This window comes from Microbulbifer maximicatervae (SeqCode), assembly GCF_052467305.1.
In genome coordinates this window covers 3,602,518-3,615,506 of sequence record NZ_CP174306.1, presented here as the reverse complement: position 1 = coordinate 3,615,506, position 12,989 = coordinate 3,602,518, and the positions used below count along the sequence as shown (strand labels likewise).

Below are 12,989 nucleotides of genomic sequence, written 5' to 3'. Positions count from 1 at the left end.
AGACAAGAACGATCTCAGAGCAAAATTTATGATTAACCCTTTTGATATGGTGTTATTTGGTGGAGGCGGAGACCTTGCACTGCGCAAGTTACTACCGGCACTTTACCGAGCATTTAGAGAGGGCAGCTTGGTTGAGGGCTGTCGCATCCTTCCGGTGTGTCGCCGCCAGTCAGATGTTGATCAATATATCGATACAGCCCACCAGGCACTGCAAAAATATCTCCGTGAGGGTGAGTACAGTGCTTCGAGCTGGGACCAATTTAGCCAATTACTTTGTCCGATCGCACTGGACATTGCCGTACCGGATAGCCAGTGGGATCACCTGGCAGAAATTCTCGGTTCCGACTCAGAGCGGGTTCGTATTTTCTATTTGGCAATACCGCCCGCGGTATTCGGCCCCTGTTGTGAAAACCTCTCCGTAAAAGGCCTGATTACTGGAAATTCTAGAGTCGTAGTGGAAAAGCCACTGGGCTATAACGCCCAAACCTCTGATGAAATTAACAGTAAAATTGCCAGTTACTTCCCGGAAGATAGTATCTTCCGTATCGATCACTACCTGGGTAAAGAAACTGTCCAAAACCTTCTTGCACTGCGTTTTAGCAATGTATTGTTTGAGCATCTTTGGGATGCAAAAACCATTGATCATATCCAGATCAGTATTTCAGAAACCGTAGGCCTGGAAGGGCGTGCGGGTTTTTATGATGAAACTGGTGCTATGCGGGATATGGTGCAAAACCATCTGCTGCAACTGCTGTGCCTTATCGCCATGGAATCTCCCAACAGTATGTCGGCGAAGAATATCCGTGCAGAAAAAATTAAGGTGCTTGAGGCTTTGCGCCCGCTTACCGGAAACTTGGTCGATAAAAACGTTGTGCGTGGCCAGTATATAGCTGGGCAAATCAATGGCAATGATGTTCCTGGTTACCTCGATGAGCTCGACGGTGGAACCAGTTCAACCGAAACCTTCGTTGCCATTCGAGCGCATATCGATAGTTGGCGTTGGGCAGGGGTGCCGTTTTACTTGCGTACTGGTAAACGCATGGAAAAGCGCTGTGCCGAAATTGTAGTGCAGTACAAAAATGTTTCTCATCATGTATACGATGAGTCAGCCGGAAAGATTGTTCCCAACCGTTTGGTTATTCGCTTACAGCCAGAAGAAAGTATCAAACTGGTTTTGATGGCGAAGAAAATGGACAGTCTCACCACCGAGTTGCAACCGGCTGAATTGAATTTAACCCTTTCTGATACTTACGACAGCTTCCGCAGCGACGCTTATAAGCGCCTGATGTTGGATGCTGCAGCAAATAATCCCGCGCTTTTTATCCACCGTGACGAAGTTGCTGCTGCCTGGGCGTGGGTGGATCCAATTATTGAGCATTGGCGCGAAACGGCTAATCAGCCGCAGCCCTATCCTGCAGGTAGCTGGGGGCCAGAAGAGGCAGAAAAACTGCTGTCACGCACTGATCGTCATTGGTTTAACGCGCAGTAATAATTTGGAAAGCCGGCGCAGCTATTAATTTTACCGCGCCGGTTTCCACTAAGAGAAATGGAAGAATCCATGGCTGAAGAAAAATTTTTCCAAGATCGCGAGCGCCTGGTGCAGGCTCTAGCCCACGATTGTGCTTGCGAACTGCAAAAAGGTATTAAAGAAAATAATCACGCAAGTTTCCTGGTATCTGGCGGCAGTACGCCGGAACCAGTATATCGCGAGCTATCCAAACGCCCGCTTCCGTGGTCGCAAATTACAGCTGCTCTCGTTGATGAGCGCTGGGTAGAAAAAACCGAAAGCGGTAGTAACGCAGCTTTTATTGAAAAGTCGCTTTTACAGAATTTTGGAGCCGAAGCCAATTTTCTGGGTATGAAAAATTCACATGCATCAGCCGCTGAAGGTGAAGAGGCCTGTGAGCGCGCATATGGCGAGTTGCAGAAACCATTTGATGTTTGTTTGCTGGGTATGGGCAGTGACGGCCACACCGCATCACTATTCCCCCATGCACAGGGCTTACAGGATGCACTAAATCCTGAATCACAAAAGTTGTGCAAGGCAATTACTGCTAATCAAAGTGAAGTTACCGGCTCCAATACCGAGCGTATGACTTTGACCCTGAGTGCAATTTTGCAAGCGCGCAATATCAAGTTATTGATCACTGGCGAAGAGAAGCTAAAAGTTTATCGCGAGGCGTTGCTCGGCAGTGATGAGTTAGAAATGCCGGTGCGCAGTATTCTTAAGCAGGGGCTGAAACCAGTCACTGTTTACTGGGCGCCTTAACGAAAGATTTGGAATTATCTGATGCAGAAAAATATCGCCGAGATTTTGCAGGTAGCTGGCGTTGTCCCAGTACTGGTTGTAGATAAAGTTGAAGATGCCCTCCCTCTTGCCGGCGCTTTGATTGAAGGTGGCCTGAAAGTACTTGAGGTAACCCTGCGCACTGAGGCAGCCCTGGAAGTTGTTGAACAAATTGCAAAACACCTGCCGGAAGCCCATGTGGGAACTGGCACGGTGCTAAATGGTGATGATCTGCGTCGCTCTATCGAAGCCGGCGCCAGCTTTATGGTGAGCCCCGGCGCAACCGACCGCCTACTGAATGCTGCTGAAGGCAGTGAAGTACCGTTGCTGCCCGGTGCTGCCAGTGTTTCAGAAGTGATGCGCCTCTACGAGCGTGGTTATCGCTACCAGAAATTTTTCCCAGCCCAGGCGGCAGGGGGAGTGCCAATGCTGAAATCCATTGGCGGTCCGCTACAGGACGTTCGCTTTTGTCCCACCGGTGGTATAGGGCCTCAAAATGCCCCGGACTTTCTGGCTCTGAACAATGTGGTTTGTGTCGGTGGTTCCTGGATGGCGAGCAGCACTCTGGTTCGTGAAAAGAACTGGGCAGAGATTACTCGTCTGGCAAAACAAGCTGCGGAATTGAAATAACACACACTCGGTATGGTGCACTCGCAAGCGGGTGCCACTTGAAAAACCAGAAGCATATAAAGAGGGTAAAGCGAGATGAAAATTAAAATTGCCATTAATGGTTACGGTCGTATCGGTAGAAATGTCACCCGAGCTATCTACGAATCAGGCTACAGCGATCGTGTTCAATTGGTCGCGATTAATGATCTCGCTCCGGTAGCTTCTAATGCTCACCTGACTCGCTTCGATACTATTCACGGTCGCTTTGGTACAGACGTCAAAGTCGATGGTGATGCTCTGGTTATTGGTGGTGATCGAGTTCAGGTTTGCCAGGAGCGCGATCCTTCCAAATTGCCTTGGAAGCAATTGGGTGTGGATTTAGTCCTGGAGTGTACTGGCCGCTTTACCGATCGCGCTTCCGCTTCTGCCCATATTGAAGCCGGTGCCGCTGCAGTGCTGATTTCTGCACCCTCAAAAGATGCGGATCTCACAGTTGTTTACGGTGTAAACGACAGCAATCTCACTGCGGATCACCGTGTGGTGTCCAATGCATCCTGCACCACCAACTGTCTGGCACCTGTAGCTCAAGCACTGCATCGTGAATTGGGTATTGAGCGCGGCTTTATGACCACCGTGCATGCCTATACCAATGACCAGAATACCCAAGATGCAGTGCACGCAGATATTTATCGTGCCCGTGCGGCGGCGGATAATATGATCCCTACCAAAACAGGTGCGGCTGCAGCGGTAGGTTTGGTATTGCCTGAGTTAAAAGGTCGCCTCGATGGTATGGCCGTCCGTGTACCGATAAGTAATGTGTCTCTGGTGGACTGTCAGTTTATTTCCGGCCGTGACACCACCGCCGAAGAAGTTAACCGCATTATGCAGGAAGCTGCTAAGGCCAGTGGCGGTGTACTGACCTACTGCGATCAGCCCTTGGTATCCGTGGACTTCAATCACACCAGTGCCTCCAGTCACTTTGATGCCAACCACACCCGTGTGAATGGTAACTTGGTGAAGGTCATGGCTTGGTATGACAACGAGTGGGGCTTCTCCCACCGCATGTTGGATACCAGTTTGGCGATGGCTGAAACGCTTCAGTTGAACCAGCCTGTTGCTGAATCCGCCTGATTCCCCTCATTTACCATATTTTGGTAATTCAATTACTGAGGGCCATTAAATGGACATAGAATTCCTGTTTGATAGCCCTCTGAACCTCCTTCTCAAATTATTAGATGACGGGATCTTATGATTCGCCATACAAAAATCGTAGCAACCTTAGGCCCGGGTACGGACAAGCCTCGCGTAATTGATGAAATGATTCGCGCAGGGGTGAACGTTGTACGTCTGAACTTTTCTCACGGATCGGCAGAGGATCACCGACGCCGCGTTACAGAGGTGCGCAACGCCGCCGAAGCGCAGGGAAAAATTGTTGCGGTTTTGGGGGACTTGCAGGGTCCCAAAATCCGCATTGCCCGTTTTGCCAAGGGCAGTGTACAGCTTGAAAACAATGACGAATTTACCCTCGACCTGGATTGCCCGGTTGAAGGGGGAGATGAGCACCGCGTTGGAGTGGATTATCCAAGCCTGATCAGCGACTGCCAGTCCGGCAATATCCTGCTGTTGGATGACGGCAAGATTCGTCTCGAAGTAACCGGCACTACCCCAAGCAAGCTCTATTGCCGGGTTTTACAGGGCGGTAAGCTGTCGAATAACAAGGGCATCAACTTGTTGGGCGGCGGCCTGTCTGCACCGGCTCTGACAGAAAAAGACTACCGGGATATCAAGCTGGCAGCAGATCTCGAAGTGGATTTCCTCGCGGTCAGTTTTCCGCGCTGTGCAGAAGATCTGGATACTGCTCGCAAAGCCATGGCAGAGGCTGGTAGCCAAGCGGCGATCGTCGCCAAAGTTGAAAGGGCCGAAGCTGTTGCCGATGATGAGCAAATGGACAGCCTAATCCTGGCTTCCGATGCGATTATGGTAGCTCGCGGTGATTTGGGGGTAGAGATCGGAGATCCTGCTTTGGTCGGGGTGCAGAAAAAACTGATCAACCGCGCAAATGCTCTCAATCGCGCCGTAATCACTGCAACACAAATGATGGAGTCGATGATTACCAGCCCGACTCCCACCCGTGCCGAGGTGATGGATGTTGCCAATGCGGTGCTGGACGGTACCGATGCAGTTATGCTATCGGCGGAAACAGCAGCGGGCGATTACCCGGTTGCCGCTGTGGAATCTATGAGTGAAGTGATTATCGGCGCTGAACAGTATTTGGGTAGTGTTCCCTACACTGCAGAGGACCACGGTTCTTCAGCTTTAATCGATACTGTGATTGCCCAGGCGGCGATTGATGTTGCAACGCGAGTGGAGAACCTCTGTGCTGTAGCCGCATTGACCGAGTCTGGCCGCACACCGAGAATGATGTCCCGTGCAAATACTCGCTTGCCGATCTATGCACTAACCCGGCATCCTAAGATCGCTCGCCAGCTGATGCTGTTACGGGGAGTAGAGACAGTGAGCTTTGATCCGGCTTCGGTTCCCCTGGGACATTTAACCGAAGCGGTTATCGAGGTATTAAGCTCTAGAATCGATTTGCAGAAAGGGCAGCGGGTACTGATTACCCAGGGGGAACGCCTCAATATGGGTGGGCATACCAACTCCATGCGGATCAAAGAGATCGAATAGGCTTTCTGAAAAAAGGCTCAGGCACCTGATCATGAGGTTACTGGGCCTACTTCAACCCATACCGCGCTTTATTACAGTTCCAGGCAATCCCGTCCGCTGATTTCCCCGTTCACCCTGCTTGTAACTGGGATACCCCTGTGATGAGTGTCACAAATTTAAAGATCCAATTTCGCAGCCTGCCAAAAGCTATCCAATTAGTTACTTTTATCAATAACGGAATATTGATACTCGCTGTAGAGAAATTATCCAATTACGGTAAACAAATGAATAATAATTGTTCATAGGGTTTGTATTACGGGATATTTTTTTAATACACGGGTACTATTTTTATTGGTTTATTAAAAATTAATCGACGATAACTTTGGCTCGGTTTTGTGTTATCGAAGTTTTAATTTCTGCACCCGAAAGCTTCGCTACTCAGCTTAACACTTGCTATCTACCGTATTTACCTAATTTGCGGTAACCTCGCGAAGTAGATCTCAGTCCTATGTTTTATTTGGCGCCACCTAGATTCTTAATTTCTTAAGAGTGAAAAGGAAGATAAGAATCTAGTCGTTAGTATTCTTCTAGCACAGCAGCCCTTAAGCTCCCTTTTTTGGATAGAGAATGTTCTTCTCAGCGGCTTCGTTGTGTAATGGCGTGGTATTGGCTGATCTTGCGATTTCGATTTTAATCGACGCCGGCAAAGCTCGGAGGAATCACCAGTTCAAGTTTGGTTGACTTCAGCTTAAAGGTATTTTGCTCGAAAAATAGACGGAATCGAAAGCTTACCGGAGTTCTTTGGGGGTTCCCTAATGTTCGCGGGTGAGAATTAACTGAATTAAGTCCCCACTAGGTCCAGATAGGCGTAAGTGTTTAAAGGATTATCATGCAGCTACGTGTTGAAAATAAGCAAGGCATCCAGTACGAAGTGAGAGTAGGGTGGACGTACCCGCTGGGGATTCCTATGCAGGTCGATGCCGGCCACTTGCTTTCAATGTTCGACGATGCGGTTATTGAGAAAATTTACCAACATTTTTTCAGCCTGGGAGGTAGCTCCTGCAATTTGCTCAGTACCAGTATTCAAGCAGGTACCTCGGGCACAATCTTCCTGGGGCCCCTATCTGAGCCGCCCGGCCATTTGTCCTCTTCTGAACGAGAGATTTATCGCGCTTTAATCCAGAATCGACTGATTATTGAAGAAGCGCCAACAGCAGCTACCGTAATTGCTGAGAAACAGGCTGAGTTGATTGCCAAGATTCGTATCGGCCTACAGCAAATTATTGCCCAGGAGAGGGCAGAGGCGGCCCAAATCCAGCAGCAGCATGAGAAGCGCTCAACGCTGGAAAAAGTGGGTGCCTATATTGAAAGTGGCGCGACCGGTTTTGGCAATGCCGCCTGGGGCTTGGCGGTATGGACAAAAGATGTGCTTGAAGTGGCGCAAATGCTGAATCCCATGCGCCAATCCCAGCGGCTGGGTGTTGCCACAGCAAATTACTTCTGGAATGACAAGAGCTTCGCAGAGTCTGGCCAGGAATATGTCACTGACTTACAAAAGGAAGTGGTGGATGTACTCGGTTTTGACCCTTCAAAGATCACTAAACAGCAACTGGATTTGGCATTCGACGTTGCTCAAATTATTTATGATGATCCGGCCCTACGCGAGATTATTTTTCGCTTTGCCCAGGATTATGTAAAAGCACAACACAGCCTGGAAATTACCGAAATAGCCGGCGGTGGCGCCTTTGAAATTATCCTCACTATCGTCCTAGCGGCGATTACTGGAGGCGTCGGCGCCGCTGTAGCTATGGCCAAAAATGCGCGCTTGCTGAAGTCCTTTAAAAATGTCGGCGAGCTGATGTTGGACTTGGCCAAACTGAAGAAGCAGCAACAGCTGGTTTCCAAGAAAAAGGGTGGCAACGCTAAGGGAGGGGAAGGCGCTAACTTCTCCGATTTGAGTTCCTCTGAAGCGGCAGCCCCACCAGCCAGCTCCAGTGGGCCCTCTTCAAGTAGCTCCAGCTCCGGCAGTTCTGGTGGCTCAGGGGCCAGCAGCACTGCCTCAAATTCCAATCAAAGCAATAGTGGCTCCAATAATAATTCAAGTGAGTCGCAAGGTAGCCAAGCGAATAATAGCAACGAGCCGGACAATACCAATAGCGACACCGGGGAAAACCAGAACGGTGATACCTCCCAGTGCAATGCCAATGCCTGTGAAGGTGGTGAACCGATCAACTTAAAAACAGGTGAAGAGCGTCTGACTTTGGTGGATACGGTGCTGGATGGCCCGCTGCCACTAACTCTGGCGCGAACTTACCGCAGCAGTAACGCCAGGGATTTCGGTTTGGGCCACGGCTGGACCCACACGTTGAATGAGCGCCTGGTATGGCGTCCAGGCAAAGCGGTACAGTTTCATGATGCCGAGGGCCGGGTAATCAGCTTACCTGCACCGGGTAATAGCGGCCGCAGCCACAATGTGGTGGAAAATTTATCGTTAACTCGCGTTAACGATGAGCATTGGGTTGTAACTCCCTACGGAGCCCAAAATGGTGTGCAAAAACACTTCAAGGCGACAGGTACTAAAGGGGCTCTAAAACTCTCTGAAATCCGCGATGGCTACGGTAACTATTACCTCTTCCACTATATTGATGAGCGCCTGATTTGTATCGAGAGCAGCCTCGGTGAAGCTCTGCATATCAGCCCGCCCGAAGGGCAGCCCAATAGCCTGCGTATTGGCGAGTTAAAGAAAGAAACTCGCGATGGTCGCATTAAAATACTGGCTCAGTACGAATACAGTGATGAAGGTGATCTGATAAAAGCCACCGATGCGGATGGCTACAGTGAGCAATATGAATATCACCAGCATGTTATTTCCAAGCGCATCCTAAAAACCGGTTACCGCTTTTACTTTGAATGGGATAAAGAAGGCCCATCTGCCCGTTGCGTACGCCAATGGGGTGATGCTATTGACGGGCAGGCTACCTACAACTACAAATTTGCCTGGGATGAGGATGGCCACGGAGTTACCGTAACGGATACTCGCGGGGGACAGGAACGTTACCGCTTTAATGATCGCGCCCTACCGATTTATCACCGCGACCCTGAAGGTGCAGAGACCCTCTACAGCTACAACGATCTGGGCCAAGTTACCAAAGTACAATTGCCCAGCGATGATGGCAGTCGGCGAGAAGAACTCTATAAGTATGATGACCAGGGTCGCTTGATACTAAAGACCGATGCCGCCGGCAATAGCCACCGTATCGAATACAATAGTGAAGGCCTACCAGCCAAAGTCACAGACCCCAGTGGTAACACCTGGCAGCGTGAATACAACCAGAAAGGCCAGATCGTCACCACCAAAGACCCCCTTGGTAGTAGCACCCGATATAGCTATAACCCGGTCGGCCTGATCGGCAGTGTTACCGATCCTCTGGGCAACGCCACCCGCTATCTGTGGAATCCTGAGGGCAAGTTGGCAGCGGTCAAAGACCCCATGGGCCGTACCCAGCACTATCGCTATGACGGTGCCCGCCGCCTGGAGGAAGTACAGCATGCTCCTGGCCAGATAACCCGCTATGAATACGATGCCCAGGATCGTATCCACGCAGTTATTACCCCGGATGGATCTAGGACTCAGTACAGCTATAACCCCCAAGGGCTGCTTGCGGAAGTTATGGACTCCGAGGGCCGCAGCACCTGCTACGCCTACGACGGCCTGAGCCAGGTTAAGACACGCACCAACCCGGATGGTAGCCGCCTGGAATACCATTACGACGGCGAGCGTAACTTAGTTGGCCTCACTAACGAAAATGGTGAGCGGTACAAGCTCAAATACGACCTCAATGAACGCCTGATTGAAGAAGTGGGCTTCGACGGACGCATGACTCGCTATGCGTATAACAGCGCCGGTCATCTGATCAGTTCCAGGGCAGTCACTGATGCTGATAGTGGCAAAGGTGTCGACACTATTTTCGAGCGTGACCCCTTTGGCCGCCTGTTGGAAGAAGTCACCCCGGATGGTGTAACCAACTTCCGCTATAACCGCAGCGGTCAGTTAATCGAAGCGGAAAATACCCATCGTAAACTGCGCTGGGAATATGATGCCAACGGCCGCGTGACTGCGGATTGGCAGGGCAAAGATAAACTCAGCCATAACTACGATGCCGCCGGCAACCGTATCGCCACCACCTTGCCCGATGGCGAAGTGCTCAACTTTGCCTTCAACCCCGCCGGCCAATTCCAAAGCCTGCACCGTCGCCCCTCAGACACTGATATTGATCAGCTGATTACCAGTATCAGTCACGATGAACAGGGCAGAGAGAGTCAGCGACAGCACGGCAATGGACTGGAAAGCCAGCGGGATTATGACCCTCAGGGGCGACTGCAAAAGCTGTGTCTAAATAAAGCTAGCGGCCCAGTCTCCGACCCAACTCAAAATTCTCACTCAATTCTGGAGCGCAGCTACCAGTACAACAAAGCTGGTCAGATCGCCAAGATTGAGGACAGTTTGCGTGGTACTCGCATCTATCACTACGATGCTCTGGATCGCCTCACCCAGGTTGATGGCCCCAACCCAGAATATTTTGTGCACGACCTCGCACACAATATTCTGGCCACCGCTAGATCAGAAGATGAAGCCAAACAGCAGGCCAGTGCCACTCAAGTCAAGGGCAATCGTTTGGCTTTCCGTGGCGATACTCACTATCGCTACGATATCCATGGCAACCGTATCGCCGAGCTGCGTGGTAAAGGGCAGAAACTGCAGACCCGCTATCAGTACAACAGTCGCCAGCAGTTGGTGCGGGTTGAAAAGCTCAAAGTGGAAGAGGGGAGCGAACAGCTTCAACAAGAGATTCACTACCAATATGACCCACTGGGTCGCCGTATTGGTAAATCTACTAATAGCGAACAAACCTGCTTCCTCTGGGATGAGGATGTCCTGCTTCGTGAAAACAAATCCGATATCCACACCCAACAAGATCTTAATACTCGGACTTACTATTTTGAACCGGGGACTTTCAAACCGGTTGCACTGAAAGAAGATGAGCAGGTCTATCACTACCATCTGGATCACCTGGGAACGCCTGATACTCTTACAAATCAGGAAGGTGAGGTGGTTTGGAGTGTTGCCTATAAGAGCTATGGCAATATTGCATTAGCTCATGAGAATCAGGTAGAACAGCCGATTCGTTTCCAGGGACAGTATTTCGATGAAGAGACTGGGCTGCATTACAATCGGTTTAGGTATTATGATCCAGAGGTTGGGGAGTTTACTCAGCAGGACCCGATTGGGTTGTTGGGGGGATCGAATAATTACCGGTATGCGCCTAATCCGGTTGGGTGGGTTGATCCTTTGGGATTGGTTTGTAAAGAGCGCTTTGATCGGTATAAAGAATTAAGACAACAAGGTTTTTCCGCCAAAGAGGCGGCGCAATTTTCAAAGTCTAATTCACTTAGAATGGGTGATGAGTTAACCGGCAATGATCAAGCTTTAATAGAGGGCGCGGTCGCGTGGCAAGGTCCTGATAATAAAGGGTACCCCTACAAAGATACTTATGCAGGTGTTATGACACTTAGAAAAGGAGATGTCGTTCATGGTTTGTCTCCAGGTCGAGGAGAGTACTATACGACAAGTAATACTGTTGAGCGGTTTGGAGACTCATCGCAGTCTATGAATGAAGCATTGCAGGTTTGGCCGAGTGACTATGGTCAGCCTGAAGGCGTATATCGTTATAGGCCTGCTTTGGCTACGTATAAAGTTACTCAAGATACAGATGTTCCGGTTGGCATAGTCAAAGCTAATGACCAGTGGGGAGACGGTGGAGGCACTCAGTTGTATATGAAGGATCACTGGGACGTTTTAGAAGAGGTTGAAGTTAAAGATTTACCCAATAATGTCCCAAATGATTCTGTCCATGATTATAGAGCTGGAATGGATGAGAAAAAATGAAGCAAAAAATTAAGGAATCGCCCTATAAAACGGCGACGAAATTTGATGTCTGTACTCATCTTCAGCCCATTTTAAAGGTGCTAGAAGCTAATGGTAATGTTGCTGATAGATTAACAGGGATTATTTGTGATAAAGGAGATGGCAATATTCTATTGGTCGAGAAAGATATCGACTTCAATCTACTAGAAGCTTATTTTGAATTGCCTAATTTTATTATGATAAATGAACAAAAAAATCGGATAGTTTGTTCGAAATGTTGGTGTTCCATTGAGAAGAAAGTGTTAGGGAAAAAATTTAATACAAGTCAGAAAATTATTTACTAATCTTCGAGGGTTTCCCAAAGTGATTTTCTATATTTCAAAGCAGTCCTGGACACTCAGTGCGCCGAGCTAAATCGGCAAAAGTTTGGAGGTGAAAGCCCACTGCCTGAAAAGGTTTAGTAAAACACTGGGGCCCGAGTCATGAATACGGATTAGGACATCCATAGAATGGAGAGTCGGAAGCTAGACAAGAATTTTTACGCCACCACTTGGTAGCCGGTATATCTGTCTCAAAATAGATGGCAATTTGGCGTTAAAAGATCATTTGGAGAGTCCATAGGGAATCAGGCGGGATGTAGAGTCGGGAGCGATGGAATCTAGGGGCAGCTGATAAGCGGATTTCTGTAATTTAGCAAGGGGGGCTAAGAAAGTGCTGGCAGTCGCGCAGCCCGTGTACCCAGCGTTTATTTTACTGCGCACAGATCTGGCGTACTGCTTCCGCCGAGCCCATCAAGCGTTTAAAGCGGTTTTCAAAATTGCGGTTTAGATAGAGCCAGTGTTTTGGCGAAATACCCAGCCGATTTAAAATAGGTGGGATGTTTTCGGGAATAGCGCCGCGCTTTTCAGGGTGCAGCTGCCGGCCACTCCAGTCTACCAGCTCTAAATAGTGATCCAGCTGAAAAGGCAAGCCTTTAGGCATATCCCAGCGCTCCCCGCCCACCAGTGGCAGTAGGCTTTTGGGCTGCTGGCCTGAGATGGCTGTGTGGATGCGTTGCTGGATCGAAGTGTAATTGGATTCTTCTGGAGTTTTAGCGATACCAGCACGGATAGGGTTGAGGTCCACGTAAGCCAGGCAGGCGGCAAGGGCTCTTTCATCCAGCAAGGCCTGAGATTTGAAACGCCCTTCCCAGAAACGACCGGTGCAGTTGTCCTCGACATTGGCCTGGCGGGCGATGGACTCGTTTAGGCAGCGCATAAACCAGCTGATATTCATTAGGCGCTCCCGCCATTGGGACAAGAATTCTTTTAGCCTGTTTACTTCAGCGTGACCGAGGGCATCTCCTTGAAGATAGCGCTGGGCCAAGCTAGAGGCTTTGAAGAGCTTTTGTCAGCGAGTAATTATCTCTGCGACCACTTATTAGCAGATTCTGTGTCGATGTATAGCTCTATATGGTAGTGATTACTCATTACCGCATAGGCAGCAATAACTAGCGTAAACACC

General features: G+C 49.5%; 8 protein-coding genes. 7 read left to right on the top strand and 1 reads right to left on the bottom strand.

The annotated features are described in order from the left end of the window. The first annotated feature begins 28 nt into the window (after positions 1–28). The 7 genes from zwf (at position 29) to ACJJI4_RS15750 (ending at position 11,830) form a co-directional block, all read left to right on the top strand. On the top strand, positions 29–1,489 hold the full coding sequence (zwf, locus tag ACJJI4_RS15780; protein WP_444925752.1) for a glucose-6-phosphate dehydrogenase: 1,461 nt from the start codon (positions 29–31) through the stop codon (positions 1,487–1,489). A 69-nt stretch (positions 1,490–1,558) separates the two neighbouring features. After that, positions 1,559–2,269 (top strand): 6-phosphogluconolactonase, encoded by a 711-nt coding sequence (gene pgl, locus ACJJI4_RS15775; RefSeq protein ID WP_413663095.1) that lies wholly within the window; start codon positions 1,559–1,561, stop codon positions 2,267–2,269. A gap of 21 nt (positions 2,270–2,290) precedes the next feature. Then, positions 2,291–2,917 (top strand): bifunctional 4-hydroxy-2-oxoglutarate aldolase/2-dehydro-3-deoxy-phosphogluconate aldolase, encoded by a 627-nt coding sequence (gene eda, locus ACJJI4_RS15770; protein WP_413663094.1) that lies wholly within the window; start codon positions 2,291–2,293, stop codon positions 2,915–2,917. A gap of 75 nt (positions 2,918–2,992) precedes the next feature. After that, positions 2,993–4,027, top strand: a complete 1,035-nt coding sequence (gene gap, locus ACJJI4_RS15765) for a type I glyceraldehyde-3-phosphate dehydrogenase (protein WP_444925751.1) — start codon at positions 2,993–2,995, stop codon at positions 4,025–4,027. Positions 4,028–4,144: 117 nt separating this feature from the next. Then, positions 4,145–5,581, top strand: a complete 1,437-nt coding sequence (pyk, locus tag ACJJI4_RS15760; RefSeq protein WP_444907446.1) for a pyruvate kinase — start codon at positions 4,145–4,147, stop codon at positions 5,579–5,581. Between the two features lie 868 nt (positions 5,582–6,449). Further along, complete coding sequence (locus ACJJI4_RS15755) at positions 6,450–11,507, top strand: RHS repeat-associated core domain-containing protein (protein WP_444925750.1); 5,058 nt, start codon at positions 6,450–6,452, stop codon at positions 11,505–11,507. Next, positions 11,504–11,830 carry a hypothetical protein gene (locus ACJJI4_RS15750; RefSeq protein ID WP_444925749.1) on the top strand — a complete coding sequence of 109 codons (327 nt, stop codon included), beginning with the start codon at positions 11,504–11,506 and terminating at the stop codon, positions 11,828–11,830. Before ACJJI4_RS15755 ends, ACJJI4_RS15750 begins: the two co-directional genes overlap by 4 nt. Before the next feature lie 406 nt (positions 11,831–12,236). On the opposite strand, the gene ACJJI4_RS15745 is transcribed toward ACJJI4_RS15750, so the two are convergent. Beyond that, the gene (locus tag ACJJI4_RS15745) at positions 12,237–12,761 is read right to left on the bottom strand and encodes a hypothetical protein (protein ID WP_444925748.1); all 525 of its coding nucleotides are present in this window, start codon (positions 12,759–12,761) and stop codon (positions 12,237–12,239) included. Between the last annotated feature and the right edge of the window lie 228 nt (positions 12,762–12,989).